Source organism: Caulobacter sp. 73W, from assembly GCF_041021955.1.
Taxonomy (GTDB): Bacteria; Pseudomonadota; Alphaproteobacteria; order Caulobacterales; family Caulobacteraceae; genus Caulobacter.
Map to the genome: position 1 here is coordinate 3,748,277 of NZ_CP158375.1, position 22,401 is coordinate 3,770,677.

The window sequence follows — 22,401 nt, forward strand, 5'->3', positions numbered from 1 at the left end:
GATGCTGCGCCGGCAGGTCGAGCTGTTCTTCTGCGCGGTGCAGTTCTTGACCCGCCTGCCGACGCCCGCCCTGCCGCGCTTCGAGCCCGAATGGACCACCCGCAGCGCCCACTGGTTTCCCCTGGTGGGCCAACTGGTCGGGGGGATGTCGGCCCTGGTCCTGCTGGGCGCGGCCCATCTGTGGAACAGCTGGATCGCGGCCCTGCTGGCGGTCGGTGGGGGCGTCCTGGTCACCGGCGCCTTCCATGAGGACGGCCTGGCCGATACCGCCGACGGCCTGGGCTGCGGCCAGACGCCGGAGCGTCGGCTGCAGATCATGAAGGACAGCCGAGTCGGGACCTACGGCGTCATCGCCCTGGTCCTCATCCTCGGCCTGAAGATCGCCGCCTTGGCCTCGCTGGCTCCAGCTCTCGCGGCTCTGGGCCTGCTCGCCGCGCATGGCGCGGGACGGGCGGCGGCGGTCGGGGTCATGCGCCTGTCGCCCTATGCCGGCGACGCCCTGGCCGCCAAGTGGACGCCGGTCCCCGACGGCGTGCGCTGGGGCGAAGTGACGATGGCGCTGCTCATCGCCGCCTGGCCGCTGGTCCTGTTGCCGTCCTTGAATGTCGCCCTCGGCCTGGCGATCGGCGGCGTCCTCGCCCTGGCCATCGTCCTGCTGGCCCGACGCCTGATCGGCGGCCATACCGGCGACGTCCTTGGCGCGGTGGAGCAGGTGTTCGAACTGGGCTTCCTGCTGGGCCTCGCCGCCGCTCTCTAGAACCGCGCGGGCGTCAGGGTGATGGGGATCGGCCGGTCTAGGGATTCCCAGCCCCGTTCGGCGATCACGTCGTTGCTCTCCACCGCCTGCCGTCCCTCCGCCAGCGACCAGGTGACATGATAGAAGCCGCCGCCGGGCCGGTTGCTGGTCCCGTCGATGCGCATGACCATGGCCTGCACGCCGCGCCGGTCGTCCGTCCTTCCGACGATTTCGCCCTTTACGGCCGAGGGCAGGGGCGTGTCGGCCGACGCATCGGCCTGTAGGGTCACATGGTCGGCGATCGGATGCTCATAGGCTGGCGGAAACCGCAGCAGCAAAGCTTCGCGTTCCCCTCGGTCCAGTTTCCAGCCCGTCACGGTCTTGTCGGTCATCATCGTCTCCATGACCCCGCAAGTCATCGCGAGGCGGGATCGTTCCCGCCATCCTGATGACGGCTGCCGCCACTTTCTGGCGTAGGGTGGCTGTAGCCTTTCTCTCGATAGCCAAGGAGACGCGCGATGGACGGTGAAGCAACCGACGACAGGCTTGGCCGTTCAGGCCTCATGAGCCCCCTCGACGACGCCGTCCGCTTCGCCGCCCACTCGTCCGGAGGCGCGAGCGCCCTCGACCGCTATCTGAAGGTCCGCCGCGCCACCGAGGCTCTGGCCGCACCCCTGACGGCCGAGGACCAGTCGGCCCAGTCGATGCCGGACGCCAGCCCCGCCAAGTGGCACTTGGCGCACACCACCTGGTTCTTCGAGACCTTCATCCTGGCGGAGAAGGGTCCCGGCTACCGGCCGTTCGACGCGCTCTACTCCTATCTGTTCAACTCCTATTACGAGGCGCTCGGTCCTCGTCAGCCCCGCCCGCAGCGCGGCCTGCTGACCCGCCCGGCGGCGTCCGAAATCATCGACTATCGCCGCCATGTCGACGCCGCCATGACCCGCCTGCTGCAGGACTTCGACCCCGCGCTCGAGCCGCTGCTGGCCCTGGGTCTGGCGCATGAGGAGCAGCACCAGGAGCTGATGCTCATGGACGTGCTGCACCTGTTCTCCAACTCGCCCCTCGATCCCGCCTATGCGCGCGGCCGGTTGGTGGGCGAGGCCAAGGCCGAACCGCTGGGCTTCGTCGCCTTCGAGGGCGGTCTGGTTCAGATCGGCCACGACGGTCGCGGCTTCGCCTTCGACAACGAAGGCCCGCGTCACAAGGTCTACCTGGAACCGTTCGAACTGGCGGACCGCGCCGTGACCAATGGCGAATGGCTGGCCTTCATGGATGACGGCGGCTACCGGCGGCCGGAATTCTGGCTGTCCGACGGTTGGGCCAAGGTCCAGGCCGAGCTGTGGGAAGCGCCGCTCTACTGGCGCCGCGCCGGCGGCGGCTGGAAGGCCATGACCCTGCGCGGTCTGGCTCCCCTCGATCCGGCCGCCCCGGTGGTCCATGTCAGCTACTTCGAGGCCGCCGCCTACGCCGCCTGGGCTGGCGCGCGCCTGCCTACGGAAGCGGAGTGGGAGCATGCCGCCGCCTCGGCCAAGGTCGATGGCGGCGACCTCTCGTCCGGCGCCCTGAACCCGCGTCCCGCGCCAGCCGGACCAGGGCTGCGCCAGATGTTCGGCGATGTCTGGGAATGGACCGCAAGCGCCTACGCCGCCTATCCCGGGTTCGAGCCCGGCCCCGGCGCGGTGGGCGAGTACAACGGCAAGTTCATGTCAGGCCAGATGGTCCTTCGCGGCGGCGCTTGCGTCACGCCGCAGGGCCATGTGCGCGCCAGCTACCGCAACTTCTACTATCCGCATCAGCGCTGGATGTTCTCCGGTCTGCGGCTGGCCCGCGATGCTCGCCGCAAGGCCGAGCCGGCGCCGGAACTGTCCACCTTCGAGCGTGACGTGATCGCGGGTCTTTCCGCGTCGCCCAAGACCCTGCCGCCGAAGTACTTCTACGACGCCGAAGGCTCGCGCCTGTTCGAGGCGATCTGCGAGACGCCGGAGTACTATCCGACCCGCACCGAGACGGCGCTGCTGAAAGAGATCGCCCCCGAACTGGCCGCCGCCATTCCCGACGGCGCGGCGCTGGTGGAGTTCGGCAGCGGCGCCAGCGTGAAGACCCGACTATTGCTGGACGCCGCGCCGCACATCGCCGCCTACGCTCCCATCGACATCAGCCCCACCGCACTGGCCGACGCGGCCGAGGCGATCCGCGCCGACTATCCGAACTTGCTCGTCGCTCCGTTGATGGACGACTTCACCACCGCCCTGCGCCTGCCGCCGGCCCTGGGCGATCGTCCGCGCGTCGGTTTCTTCCCGGGCTCGACCATCGGCAACTTCACGCCGGATGAGGCCGCCGCCTTCCTGCGCAGCGCCCGCCGTCTGCTGGGCGAGGGCGCGACCTTCATCCTCGGCGCCGATCAGGTGAAGGACGAGGCGACCCTGGTGGCCGCCTATGACGACAGCGCCGGCGTCACCGCGGCCTTCAACAAGAACGTCCTGGCGCGCATCAACCACGAGGCGGGCGGCGACTTCGACCTCGACGGCTTCGAGCACCTGGCCCTGTGGAACGCCCTGGAGCAGCGCATGGAGATGCACCTGCTCAGCACTGGCAGTCAGCTCGCCCACGCGGCCGGCCGCGGCTTCCGCTTCGCCGCGGGCGAGACCATCCACACCGAGAACGCGTACAAGTTCACGCCCCAGCGCGTGGTCGACCTGGCGGAGCAGGCTGGTTGGCGCGTCGATCGCCAGTGGATCAGCCCGGCTCCTGCCTTCGGTGTGTTCCTGCTGACGGCGGTCTGAGGGCGCGGCGGCGATAAAGTCGCAGCCGGTATCTGGAATGGTGCGGTGCGAAGGCTGGTGTTCTTGACCGGCGCGCGTTAGCAGACCGCACCATGATCCGCCTCGACAATATCTCCAAGCAGAACGGCCACCAGATCCTGTTCATCGAAGCTTCGATGGGCATCCAGAAGGGTGAAAAGGTGGGGCTCGTCGGCCCCAACGGCGCCGGCAAGACCACGCTGTTCCGCATGATCACCGGTCAGGAGCAGCCCGACGACGGTCTGGTCTCGATCGATCCGGGCATGAGGATCGGCTACTTCAGCCAGGATGTCGGCGAGATGTCGGGGCAGAGCGCGGTCGCCGCGGTGATGGACGGCGTCGGCCCCGTCAGCGCGCTGGCCGCCGAGATGGCCACGCTCGAGGCCGCCATGGTCGATCCTGATCAGGCGGACCAGCTGGACGCCGTCATGGAACGCTACGGCGAGGTGATGGAGCGATTCCAGGAGCTGGACGGCTACGCGCTGGAAGCGCGCGCGCGCGAGGTGCTGGCTGGCCTGAGCTTCAGCCAGGAGCGCATGGACGGCGACGTCGGTTTGCTGTCCGGCGGCTGGAAGATGCGCGTGGCCCTGGCCCGCATCCTGCTGATGCGTCCCGACGGCATGCTGCTCGACGAACCGAGCAACCACCTCGACCTGGAGAGCCTGATCTGGCTGGAGTCCTTCCTGAAGGACTACGACGGCGCGCTGCTGATGACCTCGCACGACCGCGCCTTCATGAACCGCATCATCGGCAAGGTGGTGGAGATCGACGCGGGAACGTTGACTAGCTATTCCGGCGATCTGGACTTCTACGACCAGCAGCGCGCGCTCACCGAGAAGCAGCGCCAGGCGCAGTACGAGCGCCAGCAGGCCATGCTGGCCAAGGAAATCAAGTTCATCGAAAAGTTCAAGGCGCGCGCCTCGCACGCCGCCCAGGTCCAAAGCCGGGTGAAGAAGCTCGACAAGATCGAACGCGTGGAGGCGCCGCGCCGTCGCCAGACGGTCCAGTTCGAATTCCAGAGCCCGCCCCGGTCGGGCGAGGATGTGCTGAACCTGCAGGACGTCCATAAGGGCTATGGGACGCAGTCGATCTATGCGGGCCTGGACTTCAAGGTCCGCCGCAAGGAGCGCTGGTGCGTCCTGGGCGCCAACGGCGCCGGCAAGTCCACCCTGCTGAAGCTGGTGGCCGGCGACACCAAGCCCGACCAAGGCACGGTGACGGTCGGGGCCAGCGTCCGGATGGGCTACTTCGCACAGCACTCCATGGATCTGCTGGACGGCGAAGAGACGATCTTCGAGTCCCTGGAAAGCTCGTTCCCGCAGGCGGGGCAGGGGAGCTTGCGCACCCTGGCGGGTTGCTTCGGCTTCTCCGGCGACGATGTCGAAAAGCCCTGCCGCGTCCTGTCGGGCGGCGAGAAGGCCCGCCTGGTCATGGCCAAGATGCTGTTCGATCCGCCGAACCTGCTGGTGCTCGACGAGCCTACCAACCATTTGGACATGGCCACCAAGGAGATGCTGGTCGCGGCCCTAGCGGACTTCGAGGGCACCATGCTGTTCGTCTCGCACGATCGCCACTTCCTGGCGGCCCTGTCGAACCGCGTGCTCGAACTGACGCCCGAGGGCATCCATCAGTACGGCGGCGGCTATACCGAATACGTCACCCGCACGGGCCAGGAAGCGCCGGGTCTGCATCCGGGCGGGTAGGGGACCTGGCCCGCTCCTTAACTGTGATTTTCAGATCACAGGGATAGGCATGCGGCGCCGCAGCATCTTGCGTTGCATCCGCGATGCCCTACATCGGCTCCATGCATCGATCAATTGTCACCGCTGTTGTGGCTGTAGCCGCGTTTCTGTTCGCGGGGGCCGCCTTGGCTGAGCCCGTCACCACCGACGCGTTCGGCGTTTGGCGGAACCCCAAGGACAACGTGCGCGTCGAGATCCGGCCGTGCGGCGACGCCGCCTGCGGCACCGTGATCTGGGCGTCGCCCAAGGCGCAGGCAAAGGCGCGCCATGCCGGCACCGAACGGCTGGTCGGGACTCAGGTGCTCAAGAACCTCGAACTTGATGAACGCCGCGGCGTGTGGCGCGGCAAGGTCTTCGTCCCGGAACTGAACCGCAACTTCACCGGCCTGGCCGAGCCGGTTGACGCCGGGCGCCTGCTGGCCAAGGGCTGCGTCATCGGCGGTCTGCTCTGCAAGAGCCAGGTCTGGACCAAGGTCATCTGAGGCGACGGCGCGGAACGCGGGACCGCCCGGTTCCACGCCGCCGCTCTGAAGAATGCGCCGTCGGCCTAGTCGAAGGCGGACAGCGGAATTGACACCAGGCTGAAGGGCAGCGCCGGATCGCCCGAGGCGCGGCGGTTCAATTGACTGTTCGCGACGACCAGGCGGTCGCCGCTGATCGCCGCGGTCGCCGGCCAGGCCAGCTCCGCCGGCTTGATCCGTTTCGTCTCCTTCGCCGTCAGCAGGTCGGGCGACATCCGCAGGGCCACGACTTCGCCCGCCGACTGCCTTACGACGAACAGCCGCTGCCCTTGCAGAACCAGGCCGTCGCCGCTGGACAGCGCCGCGCCGCCCGTGTCGATGGCCGCCACTTCGCGGGTTTTGGTGTCGATCCGGAACAGCCGGCCGGTCTTGGCGTGGACGACGATCAGATGCCGACCGTCCGGCGTGGCGGTGATGCCGTTCAGGTTCGGCTCCTCGCCGAAATCCAGGGCCGTGCCCTCGAACTTCAGCCAGGGCTCCAGCACCGCGTCGGCGATCGCATTGCGCGGCACGCGCCACAGCATCTGACGCAGGGAGTTGGTGAAATAGGCGGCGTTCGGCGTGAGCACGACGTCGTTGATCAACCACGGCCCTTGCGGCGTGGTGAACCGGGCCAGGCGACGGCCGCTGGCGATATCGACCACATGCATGGAGCCATCACGGGCGCCGGCGACCCAGATCCGGCCTTCGCCGTCCGGCTTCAAGCCCAAGGCCACCGACTTGGGCGTCGCGGGCCGGGCGTTCGCCAGGCCCAGCGGATCGCTTACGACCGAGGTCGCCCCGGTCGTCGGATCGACCCGGAAGATGACGCCGGTATTGGCGCTGTTGGTGTAGAGGACCCCCGTCGCCGGATCAGCGGCGACGCCCTCCGGATAGGCGGCGGCTTCAGGGAGCGGCAGGGTCCTGATCTTGTCCTGCGCCGTGGCGACATGCGGCAGGCTGAGGGCGGCGCCTACAGCCGCGCCGACGATCCATCTGGCCTTCATCGTTTCTCTCCTTTGGGACAGCCGGGGGCGCCGTCCATCTAACCCTCGGCAAAGGCGCTGGCAGCCTTGCCGTCATACTGACCGGCGAAGCTGGTCTTCAGGTGGGCCATGATCATCCCGACGTTGGCGCCGGGGTTCTTGGCCTTGAAGTCGTCGATGGCCTCTCGCAGTTGCGCTTCCGTCATCTGCTTGGGGCCGTACGAGGACAGGATCGCCAGTTCGGTTTCAGCCGCCTTCGTCCGCTCGTCCACTTTCGATGCGTCGCCGCCTGTTTCGATCAGACGCGCGCGTTCGGTCGCGAGGTTCTCCAGCGTCAGCTTCGTGTTCTTCAGGAACTTGGCGACAGTCGCGACGACCTTTTCGTCAGTGACTTGCGTCACGCCGCGCTTGAATTCCTCGGTCGTGATCTGCGTCGCTTCGCCGATCAATGTAGTCAGCACGTCGGCCTTCAGACGGTCGTTCTGCTTGCGCGCCGCCAGTTGGTCCGCCTTGAGCTCGTCGAGCAAAGCCATGTCGTCGTCCTTTCAGGTCACTCTATTCGGTGGTGCTGTAGTGGGGTGGCGACGCAGCGCTTCAAGAGTGTGGTCGACCGGGGCGCATGGCGGTCATCCGTTGATGGTGTTACAGGCCCGCGCAACGAACCAGTCGAGAAGCTTAGGCGATGATTCAACCAACCGCGACGTTCAAGGATAACCTTCAGAAGCTGCCGAGCGTCGAGGGCGTCCAGCGCATCGATCTTCGCGATTCCGAAGGCGCGGTGGTCGCCAGCATCGAGAACCAGCCGGGCAAGCAAGGCTCCCTGGCGGTCTACAACTACCTCAGGCAGGTCTCCGACATCCTGGACGCCAAGGCGGCCGAGCATGGCCTGCTGGTGTTCGGCGAGCATACCGACGACGCCCGCAACCGTCCGGGCGCCCATCCCAATGTCGATCGCCTGATCGCCATCGCCGACGGCGGGGCCCCGCTGACGATCGACGTCGTCACCGGGGGCTGACCAGCCGAGCCTCAGACCATCTCGCCCAGCAGCTCGTCCAGCTCGACCAGGGCGAAGCCCACCGAGCTGTCGGCCACGCCATAGGGCATGAACAGCATGCCGTTGTTGGCGATCGCGCCGCAGGTATAGACCACGTTCGGCACATAGCCCTCGCGGTCCTCGTCGGCGGGCGACAGCAGGGGGCCGGGCAGGCGGCCGATGATCTTGCTCGGGTTCTGCTTGTCCAGCAGCACCGCGCCGATGGCGTACTTGCGCATGGCGCCGACGCCGTGGGTCAGCAGCAGCCAGCCCTCGTCCAGCTCGATGGGCGAGCCGCAGTTGCCGATTTGGACCAGCTCCCACGGATCGCGCGGCTTCATCAGAAGCTCGCCTTCACCCCATTCCAGCAGGTCTTCGGATTTCAGCAGGAAGACGTTCTCGCCGTCCTGGCGGCCGATCATCATGTACTGGCCGTCCACCTTGCGGGGGAACAGGGCCATGCCCTTGTTGCGCGACGCCGGTCCCCGCATGGGCTCCATGTGGAAGGTGCGGAAGTCGTCCGTGCTCATCAGCTCCGAGCCGATAGCCTTGCCGCTATAGGCCGTATAGGTGCCCAGATAGCGCGCGGTCTTGTCGTCGTCGTCCAGGAAGCGGACGAGGCGCATGTCCTCAAGCCCGCCGGCCTGGGCCGGGGTGAAGGGGAAGATCACCGTGCCAGACAGCGACGCCTCGGGATGGCGCTCGGCCGTGACGGGACAGGCCTCGACCTCGGGCCCGCAAGGCTTGTCCCAGGTGACCGCCGTGGCGAACGGCGGCTCGGGCATCAGGTCCATGCGGCCGTCGTGGGTCAGGATCCCCTCGCGGAAGGCGATGGACGAGATGTGGCCTTCACCCACCGCCCGCAGGGACATGATGAAGCGCACGCTGCCCGGCGTCAGGCCTGACTGGTCCACGTGCGGCACCACCGATGGGTTCATCAGCGCCGCCGCCGAGTAGGAGTACTCGTGGCAGAAATAGGCGCCGACCAGCTGGCGCTGCTGGTCCGACAGCCCGTTCTTGATCCCGAGCTCGGCCGCGACCTGCTCGTATCGCTTGAGGAAGATCTGGCGCGTCTGCCAGTGGCGGGACTCGAAGTCCCGGCCGACGATGGCCAGTTCCGCCTGGCAGGTTCGCATGTCCATGGCGGAGACGGCGTTGAAGATACGCTGCATGCGGCCGCTGGCCGAGGGCAGTTGGAACGGACGGATCACGACGCGAGTCGCGTCCGCCTGCAGCCTGTGAGGCAGGTGGTGAATCTTCGGCATCGAGAGAGGCTAGCGCGCCTTGTGTGTCAGTGTCGAACGGCCAACGGCGCCGAAACGCTGTGACGGGCGAAAAGGGCGTGCATGGCGCAGGTCGCCATCTGGAAAGCCAGCACCGACTCCGCACCCTGGTTCAGGTTCGGCCCGTGAGGACCAAGCCCATCCAGACACGAGCCGTCCTCGTCACGCGCCATCCGCACGCCCAGGTCGTTACGGCCCAGATACCAGTCGTAGGCGCGGCGAGCCTCGTTGACCCAGCGCTGATCGCCGACCGCTTCGAACGCGGCGGCGCAGGCGTCGATCGTGGCGGCGGCCTCCAGCGGCTGCTGGTCGAACGCCGACGGCCGGGCGTGATGGACGCCGAAGCTGTGGGTGCCCACCGGGCGGAAGCAGCCGCTGGGCGCCGTCTGAATCTCACACAGCCAGGCCAGGCCCTTCAGCGCGGTCTGGATATAGCGGTCGTCCTCCAGCACCATTCCTGCGCGCAGCAGGGCTTCGGGCAGACGGGCGTTGTCATAGGACAGGAACGGCTCGAACCAGGTCCAGTCCTTGGTGGCGTGCGCATCGAACAGGTCGGCCAGGTGATCGGCGTGGAAGCGCAGAAGCCGTTCGGCCGTCGCTCCCTCGACCCCGCTGCGAGCCAGCGACGCCAGGCCCAGGATGGCGAAGGCCGAGGTGCGCGGCGCCAGCAGTTCCTCGAACGAGGGCAGGGCGTCCCGCGCCAGGGCTTCCGCCCAATGGCGCAGGTCCGGGATCGGTGCGTTCTCGGCCGTGGCGCCGAGGGCCCACAGGGCGCGGGCGCCGCTGTCGGACGACCCCTCGGCCTCAAGCCAGGTGCGCTCATAGGACATGAAGTTGCGGAACCGGCCGACATCGGCGTTCCAGGCATACTGGACGAAAGACGCATAGATCCACGCCAGCCGCTGGGGCCGTTCGTCGTGGGGGTATAGCGCCTTCAACTGCGTGGCCAGGATCAGGCCGCGCGCATTGTCGTCGATGCAGTAGCCGTGGCGACGGTCCGGCACGCCGTACAGGCTGTGCTGGAAGATGCCGCAGGCGTCGGTCAGCCGCTCCACGGCGTCCAGCTTGGGCGCGGCGATGCGGCCGCGGTTTTCCTGGGTCAGGTCGATCACCTGCGCCCCCTGCGCTGCCTTGAAAGTGCTGACATAGTCCTTGGCCACCGCCGACCAGACGGTGCGGCGCGCCTTGGCGTAAGCCTTGGACTGAAGCTCCGCCTGACGCTGCGGATCATCCAGCAGGCCGTTGATCGCCGCCGCCAGGGCTTCGACATCCCCGAACGGCGCCAGGACGCCCGTGCCGTCGCTCAGCAGCTCGTGCGCATGCCAATAGGGAGTGGAGACGACCGCCTTGCCCATGGCTACGGCGTAGGACAGCGTGCCCGAGGTGATCTGGGCTTCAGCAAGGTACGGGGTCACATAGACGTCCGCCGCCTGCAGCCGGTCCAGCAGGGCCGGGGTGTCCATGTACTCGTTCACGAAGGCCAAGTTCTGGCGCACGCCCAGCGATGTCGCCAGGTCGGACAGTTGCTCGCGATAGGCCTCGCCCTCGCGCGCGATCAGGTGCGGGTGGGTGGCTCCGATGATGGTGTAGAGCACGTTCGGATGCCGCTCGACGATGGCGGGCAGGGCGCGGATCATCACCTCCAACCCCTTGTTCGGCGACAACAGACCGAAGGTCATCAGCACCTTGCGGTTCTCCAGTCCGAACGCGGCCTTGCCGGCGTCGGGATCGATGAAGGGGCGGTCGGGGGCTCCGTGAGGGATGACCGCGATTTTTTCTGCAGGCACGCCATAGACGCGGCGCAGGATCTCCTTGCCCTTCTCCGCCATCACCAGCAGGCGCGAGGAGCGCTGGATCAGGCCGCGCATCACCCGCCGCTGGTCGGCGTTGGGGTTGGTCAGGACGGTGTGAAGGGTCGTGACGACAGGGGCGCGCACGGCGGACAGCACGCGCAGGACATCCTCGCCGGCCGGGCCCCCATAGATGCCGAACTCGTGCTGCACGTTGACGAGGTCAGCGCCGCTCTCATTGATGAGCCGCGCGGCCTCGGCGTAGTCGGCCAATTGCTGCTGGCGGATAGTGAACTTCACCGACGGGCCGAAGTCGTACGGGCCATTGTCGTCGTCCATCGCATAGACGTCGCAGGCCAGGTCGGGGAAGGCCCCAGTCAGGGCTTCATGAACGTCTGCGGTGAAGGTGGCGATGCCGCAACGGCGTGGAGGGAAGTTTCCCAGAAGGGCCACGCGCTTCAGGTCGGCGCCAGCCGATACGGGGGAGAAACGTCGATCGCGTCGTTCTGATCGACCAAGCCGAGAGACGCCAACGTCAAGTCCATGATGATCCGCCTAAGGGGTACTGGGTAAGCCGGTCGCGCCGGGTCTGTGTTGCAACGCGCAAAAGACGGTTGGGATGCGATAGAAAACTATGCGGATCTTGCTTCCGAGCCGGACGCCGCATTCTGCGGCGTCGGCGCCCGGATCGGCAGCAGATCAGATGTCGCCCGAACGGTTCGGACGGCCGCCGCCTCGCGACGAGGAACCACCTTTGCGGCCCGCATTGGCGGCCAGGTCGCGGTCCTTGGCGAAGCTGCGCTTTTCGCTCGGCACGCTCGCGCCGCCCTTGCGGGCGATTTCACGGCGGCGTTCGGGGTCCATGGCGGCGAAGCCGCGGCGGCCGCGAGTGGTCGTCCGGTTGGAGTTGAGGTCCATGGTCTGCTCCTTCAGTAAAGCCTCGGGTTGACCGTCCCGGCGTACGGCGTGCCGTCCCCTGGCGGATTCGGCGTCGGATCGAGGGGCGGTGCCTCATCCGGAACCTGCCCCGGCTCATACTCGGGAGCCGGCGGCTCGGGAGTTGGAGGCGGGTTTATGGGGTCGGTCATCACGGTTTCAGTCCAGTTGGTCTGTGGAGCTAAACCGGTGAAGTCCGATTGGGTTCACCCTAAAACGCAACAAAGCGCGCTGGCCCAAGCAGACCAGCGCGCTTTGTCAGTAGTTCCCATGATGTCGCAGGCGATGGGAACTCTATTTACGCCGCAAAGCCGCCATATTCTCGCTCATCTGCTGAACAGGCGTCTGGGGCAGGGCTTCCAGGATCAGCGCCCCGTCGCCATCGGTGTCGAGGATGGTGAAACGCTTGCGCGCCGTGGCTTCGAACTCGGCCTTGGTGACACGGAAGTTGAAGTCCGTATCCGCCCCGCGAACCGGCTGCGGCTCGTTCAGCAGGCTATAAAAGGCCGCGCCTTGCAGGCTCATGCCGGAGATCGCGCGGCGGTTCTTCAACTTCTGGTCGCCTGGACGGGGGCCACCCTTGCGCGGGCCGCCCGGCGGCGGTCCGCCCATGCTCCGGTCAGCCGTGGGTAGGATTTCAGGCGCGATCTTGTTCTCGTAGGCGGTGTTCTCGAAGGACGAGATGACCCCGTCCTCGTCGGTGTCCAACACCTCGAAGAACGTCAGGGCGTCGGCGACGAACTCCTTACGGTCCAGCTTGCCGTCCTTGTCCGCATCGGCGCGGGCGAACCAGGCGGCGACCGGATAGGGCGCATCTGGCGCGGCGCGGAACGGTTCGCCCGAGGGGCTGATGAACACCTGCTGGCGCGGCCCCCGAGGCGGGCCGTCGCGCGGCCTTTCCGGCGGCTGGGCGTGGGCGACGGCGGCGATGGCGGCCAGCGGGAGGGCGAGGAGGGAACGCTTCATGACTTCACAAACACCAAGGCCGTTGCCGGCCGATTTCACACGCACGGCCAAGCTTTGCCCGCCCGCAACATTCGCGCCTTCATAAGGCCAAGCTTGGGCGAACCCCGCTAGAGCGGCAGGCGCACCCGCGCGGTCAGCCCCCCGCCGGCGCGGTTATGCAGGGTGACGTCGCCGCCGTGCGACCGGGCGATGGAGCGCACGACCGCCAGGCCCAGGCCGATGCCGCCGGTTTCCCGGTTGCGCGAGGGCTCCCCGCGATAGAACGGATCGAACACCCGCTCGATCTCGTGGCCGGCCACGCCGGGGCCGTCGTCCTCGATCTCGATGATCGCCGAGCCGTCCTCCGCGAAGACTCGGCCGCGCGCCGCGCCGCCATACTTGATGGCGTTGTCGACCAGGTTGGACACCAGTCTGCGCAGGCCCAGCGGATCGCCGTCGATGACGATGCGGTCGGCCCGCTCGACACTGGCGGCCCCGCCCATCTCGGCGGCGTCGTCGATGACGCTCTCCAACAGGGAGGCCAGCTCCAGCTTGGTGCGCTCGCCCTCCCGCGTGGCGTCGCGGACAAAGGTGATTGCGGCCGAGATCATGGCGTCCATCTGGTCGATCTCCGCCGCCAGCTTGACGCGCAGGTCCTCGGGCGCGCTCTCGATCCGGAAGCGCAGGCGGGTGAGGGGCGTGCGCATGTCGTGGGCGATGGCCCCGATCATGGCGGTGCGGTCCTCGACATAGCTGCGCAGGCGCTGCTGCATCTGGTTGAAGGCTGTGGAGGCGGCCTTCACCTCGGCCGAACCCTTCAGGTCCAGGGGCGGGGCGCCCGGATCGCGGCCCAGGCGCTCGGCGGCGTCGGCGAAGGCGCTGATCGGCGCGGCCAGGCGGCGGGCGAACAGCCACACCAGCGGCGTCACCGCCAGGATCGACAGGCCCAGCACCAGCAACAGGCGCGCCTGCCACTCGTCAGGACGGAATGAGGGCTTGGGCTCGACCACCAGCCAACGGCCGTCGGCCTGCTGGACGCCCAGCTTGAAGGGGCCGACCAGGAAATCCTCGTGGCGCAGTTCCGGCGGCGGCCCGCCCTTCTGCTCCTGGAAGGCCCGTCGGATGCCGGGGGGCGGCGGGCCGGGGCGCAGCAACAGACGCCGCTGCATGCTGATCTTCAGCACGATGCGCGAAGGCTCGACATCCAAGGCGCGGCCGATCACCGCCTTCAGCTCGGTGCGGCGGCGGCTCTGGCGCTGGTCGGGGAAGGCCTTGCTGCGCGTCCGCACCGCCAGCGGGCGCCCGTCGCGGGTGTCCACATCGGCCTTGGTGCGGACGGCCTGGGCGATCTCGCTGACCCGATAGAATTCCGGCGTCGGCGGCGGCGACAGCAGGATCACCGCCACGCTGATCAGCTGGGCGGCGATCAGGGTGAAGATCACCAGCCCGATGGTCTGCAGGAACAGGGGCGTGGCGTAGACGTGACGACGGCTCATGCGGTCCGCGTCACCTTGGGCGTGAACACATAGCCTTCCGAACGGATGGTGCGGATGATCTCGCCGGTGCTGTCGTCCAGCTTGCGGCGCAGGCGGCTGATCTGCACGTCGATGGCCCGGTCATAGGCGTCGGAATCACGGCCACGCGCCAAGTCCAGCAGCTGGTCGCGGGTCAGCACCCGCTGCGGCCGGTCGATGAAGGCGCGCAGCAGGGTGAATTCGCCGCTCGACAGGTTGATGATCACTCCGTCGGGCGAGCGCAGGTCGCGGCGCACCAGATCCAGCCGCCAGCCGGCGAACTCGCAGGTCGCGCCCAGGGCGCCGTCCTCGGCGGGCTTGGGCTCCTGGCGGCGGCGCAGCACGGCGCGAACCCGCGCCAGCAGTTCGCGCGGATTGCACGGCTTGGGCAGATAGTCGTCGGCGCCCAGCTCCAGCCCGACGATGCGGTCGGTCTCTTCGCCCATGGCGCTGAGCATGATGATCGACGGGCCGTCCGGCTGGGCGGCCAGCTTGCGGCACAGGGCCAGGCCGTCCTCGCCCGGCAGCATGACGTCCAGGATGATCAGGTCCGGCCGCTCGCGGGCCAAAGCCCGCTCCATCTCCGTCCCGTCGCCGGCGGTCTCCACGAGATAGCCATGCTTGCCCAGGAAGTCGGACACCAGATCTCGGATGCCGGGGTCGTCATCGACCACCAGGATCCGGGGTGAGGGATCGGTTCGGCTCATGTCCATTGCGCCTTCATGACATGTGGTCGTCACGTTCCGATTTCAGCACGGACATAGAGCCGCAACGCGCGGTAACCCCAAGGCTCAAGCGCCCGCCAGCACGCGATCGGCCACGTAAGGGTTGGACCGGCGCTCCGATCCGAAGGTCGACATCGGCCCGTGGCCCGGGACGAACCGCACGTCGTCGCCCAGGGGCCACAGCTTCTGGGTGATCGAGGCGATCAGGTCGGCGTGGTTGCCGCGCGGGAAATCCGTGCGCCCGATAGAGCCCTGGAACAGTACGTCGCCCACCTGGGCGAAGCGCGCCTCGCGGTGGAAGAAGATCACGTGGCCCGGCGTATGTCCCGGGCAGTGGATCACCTCGAACTGGGTCTCGCCCACCGTCACCACGTCGCCGTCGCCCAGCCAGCGGTCGGGGACGAAGGCCCGCGCCTCGGGCATGCCCCAGCGCTCGCCATTGGTGGTGATGTCGTCGATCCAGAACTGATCATCCGGATGCGGCCCTTCGATCGGCACGCCCGTCTCCAGCTTCAGCGTCGCCGCGCCGCCGGCATGATCCAGATGCCCGTGGGTGATCCAGATCTTCTCCAGGGTCAGACCCTGGTCCTCGATCGCCTTCAGCAGGCGAGGGACCTCGCCGCCGGGATCGATGATCGCCGCCTTCTTGGTCTTGGAGCACCAGACGATGGTGCAGTTCTGCTGAAGCGGCGTGACCGGCGCGATGACCGCGCGGATGGGGGGCTCGGAACTCATGGCTCCCAACATGGCGTGATGCGCTCAAAAGAAAAGGCCCGGGCGTGAACCCGGGCCTCTCCAGTCTCTCGTGCGGAAGGAGGTTTAGTCCTTCGGCGCGCCGATGGCCTGCGCCTCGGTCGGCGGGGCGTCGGGGTCCGTTTCCGGAACATCGACGATGCCGCGGCCCACATGGCTGTTGCGGAAGCCGTACGCGAAGTACAGCAGCAGGCCGATGCCCGACCACACCGGGAACACCAGCTTGGCGGCCGGCGGCAGGAACATGAACAGCACGATGCAGCCGATGCCGGCCACCGGGGCCACGATCCACACCAGCGGAGCGCGGAACGGACGGTGACGGTTCGGCTCGCGGATGCGCAGCAGGACCACCGTGATCGACACCGCCAGGAAGGCGAACAGCGTGCCGGAGTTCGAGATGTCCGCCAGCGAGCCGACCGGGAAGAAGGCCGCCGCGACCATCACGCCCACGCCGGTGACCATGGTCACCACGTGCGGCGTCTTGAACTTCGGGTGCACCTTGCTCAGCACGGCCGGCAGCAGGCCGTCGCGCGACATCACGAAGAACAGGCGGGTCTGGCCGTAGACCATCATCAGGATGACCGAGGGCAGGGCCAGGAAGGCGGCCAGGCCCAGCAGGTTGCCGATCGACGGATAGCCGATCTCGCGCAGGACGTGCGCCAGGGCTTCCTTAGAGCAGACCAGCGGCTGCTGGGCGCCGGCGGCGATGCTGGCGCACTGATCGGCCAGGGCGCGGGAGCCCGGAGCCAGGTGCGTGCCGTCAGCGGCGAACAGCGGTTGAGCGCCATAGGCGCCGATCGCGCCGCTGGCGACCAGGATGTAGAAGATGGTGCAGATGACCAGCGAGCCGATCAGGGCCAGCGGGACGTTGCGCTGCGGGTTCTTGGTCTCTTCGGCGGCCGTCGAGACGGCGTCGAAGCCCACATAGGCGAAGAAGATCGAGGCTGCCGCCCCGATGACCCCCGGCGTGCCCAGCGGCGCGAACGGGGCGAAGTTCTCCTGCTTCATCAGCGGCAGGGCCAGCACGATGAACAGGGTCAGGGCCGTCACCTTGATGGCGACCAGGACGGCGTTGACCGTGGCGCTCTCGGTGGTGCCGACGACCAGCAGGCCGGTCACGGCGGCGGCGATGACGACCGCCGGCAGGTTGATGATCCCGCCCGCATAGGGGCCGTTGGCCAGGGCGGCGGGTATGACGACGCCGATGGAGTTCTCAAGCAGACCGACCAGATAGCCCGACCAGCCCACCGCCACGGCGCTCGCGGCCACGGCGTATTCCAGGATCAGGGCCCAGCCCACCAGCCAGGCGATGAATTCGCCCATGACCGCGTAGGAGTAGGTGTAGGCGGAGCCGGAGACCGGCACCATCGAGGCGAGCTCGGAATAGCAGAGCGCGGCGACCGCGCAGACGAAACCGGCGATGATGAAAGAGATCAGCATGCCCGGGCCGGCCTTTTGGGCCGCTTCGGCGGTCAGCACGAAGATGCCGGTGCCGATGATCCCGCCGATGCCGAGCAGGGTGAGCTGGAACAGACCCAGCGAGCGATGAAGCGACTTCTTCTGTGCGGTCGCCAGAATCGCGTCGAGCGGCTTAACGCGCCACATATTTCCTCCAGAGGTCCCCACGGCTCCCCCAGAGCCGCTTCGTGATTGTCCGTCCCGCGTCTGCGGGCTCAGGGTTGGCGCGACCGTGGCGGCTTGCCCGCCCCCGGTCAAGCGGCAAGCATGACGGCGCCCCGCTTGGCGTGGGGGCGGGGGCCGTTTACAGGGCGGGCATGCTTCCGATTGAAGAGGTATTGCCGAGATTGCAGGCGACGCTGCGCGATACATGCGCCGCCGTGCTGGTCGCCCCCCCGGGAGCGGGCAAGACCACCCGCGTCCCCTTGGCGCTTCTGGACCAGCCCTGGGTCGGCGACGGCAAGATCATCCTGCTGGAGCCGAGGCGACTCGCCGCCCGCGCCGCCGCCGAGCGCATGGCCCAGAGCTTGTCGCAGCCGGTGGGCGAGATCGTCGGCTATCGGGTGCGCCTGCAGTCCAAGGTCAGCGCCAGAACCCGCATCGAGGTGGTGACCGAGGGCGTCTTCACCCGGATGATTCTGGACGACCCTGGCCTGGACGGCGTCGCCGCCGTGCTGTTTGACGAGTTCCACGAACGCAGCCTGGATGCTGATCTCGGCCTCGCCCTGGCGCGCGACTCACAGGGCCTGCTGCGCGACGACCTGCGCGTGCTGGTGATGTCCGCCACTCTCGACGGCGCCCGCATCGCCGCCCACCTGGGCGACGCGCCGATCGTCGAGAGCGAGGGCCGGATGTTTCCGGTCGAGACCCGCTATCTCGGCCGCGACGATCGCCTGCGCCTCGAAGAGCGCGTCGCCCGCGCCGTGGAGCGCGCGCTGCAGGAGGAGGGCGGCTCCGCCCTCGTCTTCCTGCCGGGGCAGGGCGAGATTCGCCGCGTCGAGACCCTGCTGAGGGAGCGCCTGCGCCGCCCCGACGTCGATGTCGCGCCGCTCTACGGCGCCCTCGATCCCGCCGTGCAGGACCGCGCCATCGCGCCCGCCGCGCCGGGGCGACGCAAGGTCGTGCTGGCCACCTCCATCGCCGAGACCTCCCTGACCATCCAGGGCGTGCGCGTGGTCATCGACTGCGGCCTGGCCCGCGTGCCGCGCTTCGATCCCGCCAGCGGCCTGACCCGCCTCGACACCGTGCGTGTCAGCCGCGCCGCCGCCGACCAGCGCCGGGGCCGCGCCGGCCGTACCGAGCCCGGCGTCTGCTACCGCCTGTGGGACGAGGCCGAGACCCGCGCCTTGCCCGCCTTCGGCCGGCCGGAAATCCTGGAGGCCGACCTCTCCAGCCTCGCCCTCGACCTCGCCCGCTGGGGCGCGCGCAATCCCGAGGGCCTGACCTTCCTCGACGCCCCGCCCGCCGCCGCCTTCAACGAGGCGCGCTCGCTGCTTCGCCGCCTGAACGCCCTGGACGACGACGGCGCCCTGACGTCGCACGGGGAGCGCCTGGGCGACCTGCCGCTGGCCCCGCGCCTGGCGCACATGATCCTGCGGGCCGCCGCCTCGGGCCAGGCCGACCGCGCCGCCCTGATCGCCGCCGTGCTCAGCGAGCAGGCCCTCGGCGGCCGAGACGTGGACCTGCGCCATCGCCTGGAAGCCGTCGGCCGCGACAACGGTCCCCGCGCCCGCGACGCCAAGACCCTGGCTGCGCGCTGGGCCAGGGCCGCCGGCAAGGCCTCCGGCGCCGAACCCCTCGACGACGCCCTGCTGTTGGCCGAGGCCTATCCCGAGCGCGTCGCCCGCGCCCGCGGCCCGGCGGGCGAGTTCCAGCTGGCCAACGGCAGGGGCGTCTATCTGGAGGCGACCGACGCCCTGGCGCGCGAGAAGTGGCTGGCCGTGGGCGAACTGGGCGGCGGCGACGCCCGCGACCGCATCCTCCTCGCCGCGCCCCTGGACGAGACCGCCCTGCGCGAGGCCTTCGCCGACCGGCTTGTGGCCGAGGACCGCCTGGAGCCCGACGCCAAGGGCCGCGTCCGCGCCCGCCGTCTGCTGCGCCTGGGCAAGCTGGTGGTCGAGGAGCGGCTGATCGAGAAGCCCGACCCCGCCATGATCGCCAAGGCCCTGATGGACAAGGTGCGGGGCGAGGGGCTCTCGGCCCTGAAATTCGGCGAGGCGTCGGACGCCTTCCGCGCCCAGGCCGCCTTCCTGCGGGCGCTGGACGAGACCTGGCCCGACCTGTCCGACGCGGCCCTGGTTGAACAGCTCGACGACTGGCTCGCCCCGCTGCTGGCCGGCAAGTCATCCCTGTCCGACCTGTCCGACCATGCCTTGGCCGACGCTCTCAAGACCCTGGTCCCGTGGGACGTGCAGCGCCGGATGGACGCCGCCGCGCCGTCCCGCTGGACCGCGCCCACCGGAAACAACTTCCGCATCGACTATGCGGCCGAGGGCGGCCCCCGCGTCGATGTCCGGGTGCAGGAGCTGTTTGGCCTGTCCACCCATCCGGCCGTCGGCGGCGGCCGCGTGCCCCTGACCCTGGCCCTGCTGTCGCCAGCCCACCGCCCGATCCAGATCACCAAGAACCTGCCCGGCTTCTGGGCTGGTTCATGGAAGGCGGTCAAAAGCGAGATGAAGGGCCGCTACCCTCGCCACGTCTGGCCCGACGACCCGACGAACACGGCGCCGACGGCGAGAGCGAAGCCGCGCGGGACATAGATGCGTCCGCTATTGGTTTAGCAGGGCCTCGATCGCGGCGCGCGGATGGAGCGGATCGTTCGGCAACGGCCGATCCGGTGTCAGATAGATCGGCTTCGCCGAGCCTGAAGGCCGGTCCAACACGAAGCGCGGGTAGGACACGATGAGGCCGCTCCCAGGCAGTTTCAGGGTTCTCACCCCACCCGTCTGACGCGTGCGAACCGCTTCGCCTGCGCCGTACAGCGCGCCGAAGCCGTAGTCTTGGACGACATTGGAGAAAAGGACCGCTGACGAGTAGGTGAGGGGGCCGATCAGGACGTCCACTTCCCTCTCGAAACGCAGCGGTTCTGACGCCGGCGGCGTGGTCGCTGTCTCGATAGCGCCGCTAATGATCTGACCCTTAACCTGGCCGGGCGCGCGCGGCTCCAGGACGCGCGCCAGATAGGTTGAGCCGTGCTTGTAGGGGCGCGTGGCGATGTACGGCAGGACGCCGTCTTTCCAAAAGTCGTCATCGCCGCCGCCATTCTCCCGAATGTCGATCACCAGACGATCAGCACCGGCCGCCTTGACCTGCTCGAAGCAGGTCTGGGTGAAGGCCAGGAACCGCTGCTTGTCGCTCCACTGGAACGCCTTGATGGTCAGAACCGCGCCGCGCGGTGTGATCTCGCACTGGAAAAGGCGATCGAAGTCGGCGTCCTGCCGCAAGATGACAGGTGTCTGCGAACTGGCGGCGATCCGCATTGCATGGCCGCCTTCCAGATGAAGATCGAACCCGGCAGGGGTTCCATAGACCTTGGCGTAGAATAGCCACCAGCGTTGTGAGACAAGTGCGGCTCTCATGCGCGGCGTGTCGCCGTGCGCCAGCCCCAGAAGGCGTTTTGCGACCTCATCGGCGCTTGTGCCGTTGATCCGCGCGATCCGCTTGCCGGCCAGGGCGCTTGGCGCTCCGCCGAGTTCAGAGACGATGCGCAGCCGACCCAGCTCATCGACGGTGACCTCGAATGGGAAATAGGTCGTCCCATTCGCTAGGGCGCTTACGCTCTGCGCGCGCCAGTCGGGCAGGCCGATCATCACATGGCCATCCGCCATAACCGGATTAAGCCGCGCCATCGTCGCCCACGCTTCGGCCTGGGTCATGGGGTGATCGAGGTCGCGTTCAATCTTCGCCGCCGCCGCGCGCAGATCGCGGGGCGCGACGGAATGGGCCAGATCAGGATGCGTCTCCTCGATCGTCTGCGTGGCCAGCCTCAGATCCGCCCTTAGAGCCTCTGGTGCGATGAGCGGCGGGCTTTCGGCCTGACTCCCGGCTGTGAGCAAGAGGCTCAGAGCGAGGGCGGGCAGCAGCCGCTTGAGATGGGCGGATTTCATGTAACTCCTGGGCGCGGCGTCTTGCGCCACACGACTCTTGTTGAAATACTTCTATCAAATTTCAACAAGAGTCGAGGGGGCGATGACCCACCGATTGGTTCGAGACCCCGCCCAGGTTCGGCTGCTCAGTTCCCCGGCGCGCCAGGAGATCGTCGATACCCTGTCCGCCTTGGGCGGGGAGGCCAGTGTCGCGAGCTTGGCTGATGAACTGGGGCGACCGGCGGACGGGCTCTACTATCACCTGCGCGCGCTGGTCGCCGGCGGGCTGGTCGAAGAGGTCAGGGCTTCAGAACAGGAGGAGCGCAGGTTCCGCTTGGCCGGGGCGGGAGAGGGACCGCTGCGGCTGGCCTATGATCTGGGGCCGGAGGGCAATGCAGCCGAACTGGCCCTGTTCGCTCAGGCGATGCTGAAGATCGCCCACTCGGACTTCGAGGCTGCGCTGACCTGCGACCCCACGGTCGCAGGAACGCGGCGAGAACTTTGGGCTTCCCGCAACAAGGGCTGGCTGAGCGAGGCCGATTTGAGTGAGGTTGTGACGCTTCTGGAGCGGTTGAGCTCCATCACAAGCCAACCCCGCGCGCCTGGGCGAGATCGCCTGATGAGCGTCTCCTTCTGCGTCGCGCCTTTGGTTGTCCGCGCCAAGCGTCGTGGGACGTGACCTTTCCTTTCCTGTGAACCGGCGAGGAAGAAGGCGAACTGATCCACTCCCTCACACACCTCCCGTACTCTTTGCCCACCCCGTCGCATGGGAGGGCTAGGCCGGCGATCCGAAGGGCGGCGGGCTGTGGTCGAGCGGGTAATCGTCGGCGGTCGAGAGGCCGTTGGGGTGAGGATGAGGGACGTAAGGTCATCCATCGGACGGCGTCGTCGCGCCTCCGCCCGTCCAGGGGCCGCCGGGAGTGAAGGGCCTAAGACGTCCGTGCGCTCCCCCGCTGGTACAACGATCGCGCGGAGCATCCCACTTCGTCGAAACGGTATTCGCTATCCAATCGCCCCGGGCGAAGCCCCGGACGCTCCGCCGCCCTTCCAACCTTTCGGGTACTGGCCCGAGAGAGCGCGGAGCCATGTCCACCTCTCCCATCGAGGGAGA

Annotated in this window: 19 protein-coding genes; 7 read left to right on the forward strand and 12 right to left on the reverse strand. The window is 68.2% G+C overall.

The annotated features are described in order from the left end of the window. The first annotated feature begins 1 nt into the window (after position 1). Complete coding sequence (gene cobS / locus ABOZ73_RS17900; RefSeq protein ID WP_369059457.1) at positions 2-757, forward strand: adenosylcobinamide-GDP ribazoletransferase; 756 nt, start codon at positions 2-4, stop codon at positions 755-757. Here cobS and ABOZ73_RS17905 read toward each other — a convergent pair. Continuing rightward, positions 754-1,128: a hypothetical protein gene (locus tag ABOZ73_RS17905; protein WP_369059458.1), complete on the reverse strand. Its 375-nt coding sequence runs from the start codon at positions 1,126-1,128 to the stop codon at positions 754-756. The genes cobS and ABOZ73_RS17905 overlap by 4 nt on opposite strands. A 171-nt stretch (positions 1,129-1,299) precedes the next feature. Between ABOZ73_RS17905 and egtB the strand changes: the two genes are divergently transcribed. From egtB to ABOZ73_RS17920, 3 genes are all read left to right on the forward strand, one after another. Then, positions 1,300-3,522 (forward strand): ergothioneine biosynthesis protein EgtB, encoded by a 2,223-nt coding sequence (gene egtB / locus ABOZ73_RS17910; protein WP_369062574.1) that lies wholly within the window; start codon positions 1,300-1,302, stop codon positions 3,520-3,522. Between the two features lie 92 nt (positions 3,523-3,614). After that, the gene (gene abc-f, locus ABOZ73_RS17915) at positions 3,615-5,243 is read left to right on the forward strand and encodes a ribosomal protection-like ABC-F family protein (RefSeq protein WP_369059459.1); all 1,629 of its coding nucleotides are present in this window, start codon (positions 3,615-3,617) and stop codon (positions 5,241-5,243) included. A gap of 164 nt (positions 5,244-5,407) precedes the next feature. Then, complete coding sequence (locus ABOZ73_RS17920; RefSeq protein ID WP_369059460.1) at positions 5,408-5,764, forward strand: DUF2147 domain-containing protein; 357 nt, start codon at positions 5,408-5,410, stop codon at positions 5,762-5,764. Positions 5,765-5,829: 65 nt separating this feature from the next. Here the strand turns inward: ABOZ73_RS17920 and ABOZ73_RS17925 are convergent, their stop codons facing one another. Then, the gene (locus tag ABOZ73_RS17925; protein WP_369059461.1) at positions 5,830-6,789 is read right to left on the reverse strand and encodes a hypothetical protein; all 960 of its coding nucleotides are present in this window, start codon (positions 6,787-6,789) and stop codon (positions 5,830-5,832) included. Positions 6,790-6,827: 38 nt separating this feature from the next. Next, on the reverse strand, positions 6,828-7,301 hold the full coding sequence (locus ABOZ73_RS17930; protein WP_369059462.1) for a GatB/YqeY domain-containing protein: 474 nt from the start codon (positions 7,299-7,301) through the stop codon (positions 6,828-6,830). Positions 7,302-7,450: 149 nt separating this feature from the next. Between ABOZ73_RS17930 and ABOZ73_RS17935 the strand changes: the two genes are divergently transcribed. Further along, entirely contained in the window at positions 7,451-7,783 is a 333-nt protein-coding gene (locus tag ABOZ73_RS17935) for a DUF2322 family protein (RefSeq protein WP_369059463.1), read from the forward strand. Positions 7,784-7,794: 11 nt separating this feature from the next. On the opposite strand, the gene ABOZ73_RS17940 is transcribed toward ABOZ73_RS17935, so the two are convergent. The 8 genes from ABOZ73_RS17940 to ABOZ73_RS17975 form a co-directional block, all read right to left on the reverse strand. Beyond that, positions 7,795-9,012, reverse strand: a complete 1,218-nt coding sequence (locus tag ABOZ73_RS17940) for a glycoside hydrolase family 130 protein (protein WP_369059464.1) — start codon at positions 9,010-9,012, stop codon at positions 7,795-7,797. 80 nt (positions 9,013-9,092) lie between these two features. After that, positions 9,093-11,327 (reverse strand): glycosyltransferase, encoded by a 2,235-nt coding sequence (locus ABOZ73_RS17945; protein WP_369059465.1) that lies wholly within the window; start codon positions 11,325-11,327, stop codon positions 9,093-9,095. Positions 11,328-11,573: 246 nt separating this feature from the next. After that, on the reverse strand, positions 11,574-11,792 hold the full coding sequence (locus tag ABOZ73_RS17950; RefSeq protein ID WP_369059466.1) for a KGG domain-containing protein: 219 nt from the start codon (positions 11,790-11,792) through the stop codon (positions 11,574-11,576). A gap of 312 nt (positions 11,793-12,104) precedes the next feature. Continuing rightward, positions 12,105-12,776 (reverse strand): hypothetical protein, encoded by a 672-nt coding sequence (locus ABOZ73_RS17955; protein WP_369059467.1) that lies wholly within the window; start codon positions 12,774-12,776, stop codon positions 12,105-12,107. Between the two features lie 107 nt (positions 12,777-12,883). Then, on the reverse strand, positions 12,884-14,251 hold the full coding sequence (locus ABOZ73_RS17960) for an ATP-binding protein (RefSeq protein WP_369059468.1): 1,368 nt from the start codon (positions 14,249-14,251) through the stop codon (positions 12,884-12,886). After that, the gene (locus ABOZ73_RS17965) at positions 14,248-14,982 is read right to left on the reverse strand and encodes a response regulator (protein ID WP_369059469.1); all 735 of its coding nucleotides are present in this window, start codon (positions 14,980-14,982) and stop codon (positions 14,248-14,250) included. Before ABOZ73_RS17965 ends, ABOZ73_RS17960 begins: the two co-directional genes overlap by 4 nt. Positions 14,983-15,060: 78 nt before the next feature. Beyond that, on the reverse strand, positions 15,061-15,729 hold the full coding sequence (locus ABOZ73_RS17970; RefSeq protein WP_369059470.1) for an MBL fold metallo-hydrolase: 669 nt from the start codon (positions 15,727-15,729) through the stop codon (positions 15,061-15,063). 84 nt (positions 15,730-15,813) lie between these two features. Further along, entirely contained in the window at positions 15,814-17,352 is a 1,539-nt protein-coding gene (locus ABOZ73_RS17975) for an amino acid permease (RefSeq protein ID WP_369059471.1), read from the reverse strand. A gap of 170 nt (positions 17,353-17,522) precedes the next feature. Here ABOZ73_RS17975 and hrpB point away from each other — a divergent pair, with 170 nt between their 5' ends. Beyond that, positions 17,523-19,964, forward strand: coding sequence for an ATP-dependent helicase HrpB (hrpB, locus tag ABOZ73_RS17980; protein WP_369059472.1), 2,442 nt, complete (start codon positions 17,523-17,525; stop codon positions 19,962-19,964). 9 nt (positions 19,965-19,973) lie between these two features. Here the strand turns inward: hrpB and ABOZ73_RS17985 are convergent, their stop codons facing one another. Further along, on the reverse strand, positions 19,974-21,311 hold the full coding sequence (locus ABOZ73_RS17985) for a S41 family peptidase (RefSeq protein WP_369059473.1): 1,338 nt from the start codon (positions 21,309-21,311) through the stop codon (positions 19,974-19,976). A gap of 40 nt (positions 21,312-21,351) precedes the next feature. Between ABOZ73_RS17985 and ABOZ73_RS17990 the strand changes: the two genes are divergently transcribed. Continuing rightward, positions 21,352-21,969, forward strand: coding sequence for a winged helix-turn-helix domain-containing protein (locus tag ABOZ73_RS17990; RefSeq protein ID WP_369059474.1), 618 nt, complete (start codon positions 21,352-21,354; stop codon positions 21,967-21,969). Positions 21,970-22,401: the final 432 nt, after the last annotated feature.

Bases quoted from the DNA above. Each gene is read 5' to 3' on its own strand.
- cobS (WP_369059457.1), top strand. From the start codon at position 2: ATGCTGCGCCGGCAGGTCGAGCTGTTCTTCTGCGCGGTGCAGTTCTTG.
- ABOZ73_RS17905 (WP_369059458.1), bottom strand. From the start codon at position 1,128: ATGACCGACAAGACCGTGACGGGCTGGAAACTGGACCGAGGGGAACGC.
- egtB (WP_369062574.1), top strand. From the start codon at position 1,300: ATGAGCCCCCTCGACGACGCCGTCCGCTTCGCCGCCCACTCGTCCGGA.
- abc-f (WP_369059459.1), top strand. From the start codon at position 3,615: ATGATCCGCCTCGACAATATCTCCAAGCAGAACGGCCACCAGATCCTG.
- ABOZ73_RS17925 (WP_369059461.1), bottom strand. From the start codon at position 6,789: ATGAAGGCCAGATGGATCGTCGGCGCGGCTGTAGGCGCCGCCCTCAGC.
- ABOZ73_RS17930 (WP_369059462.1), bottom strand. From the start codon at position 7,301: ATGGCTTTGCTCGACGAGCTCAAGGCGGACCAACTGGCGGCGCGCAAG.
- ABOZ73_RS17935 (WP_369059463.1), top strand. From the start codon at position 7,451: ATGATTCAACCAACCGCGACGTTCAAGGATAACCTTCAGAAGCTGCCG.
- ABOZ73_RS17950 (WP_369059466.1), bottom strand. From the start codon at position 11,792: ATGGACCTCAACTCCAACCGGACGACCACTCGCGGCCGCCGCGGCTTC.
- ABOZ73_RS17955 (WP_369059467.1), bottom strand. From the start codon at position 12,776: ATGAAGCGTTCCCTCCTCGCCCTCCCGCTGGCCGCCATCGCCGCCGTC.
- ABOZ73_RS17960 (WP_369059468.1), bottom strand. From the start codon at position 14,251: ATGAGCCGTCGTCACGTCTACGCCACGCCCCTGTTCCTGCAGACCATC.
- ABOZ73_RS17965 (WP_369059469.1), bottom strand. From the start codon at position 14,982: ATGGACATGAGCCGAACCGATCCCTCACCCCGGATCCTGGTGGTCGAT.
- ABOZ73_RS17970 (WP_369059470.1), bottom strand. From the start codon at position 15,729: ATGAGTTCCGAGCCCCCCATCCGCGCGGTCATCGCGCCGGTCACGCCG.
- ABOZ73_RS17975 (WP_369059471.1), bottom strand. From the start codon at position 17,352: ATGTGGCGCGTTAAGCCGCTCGACGCGATTCTGGCGACCGCACAGAAG.
- hrpB (WP_369059472.1), top strand. From the start codon at position 17,523: ATGCTTCCGATTGAAGAGGTATTGCCGAGATTGCAGGCGACGCTGCGC.
- ABOZ73_RS17985 (WP_369059473.1), bottom strand. From the start codon at position 21,311: ATGAAATCCGCCCATCTCAAGCGGCTGCTGCCCGCCCTCGCTCTGAGC.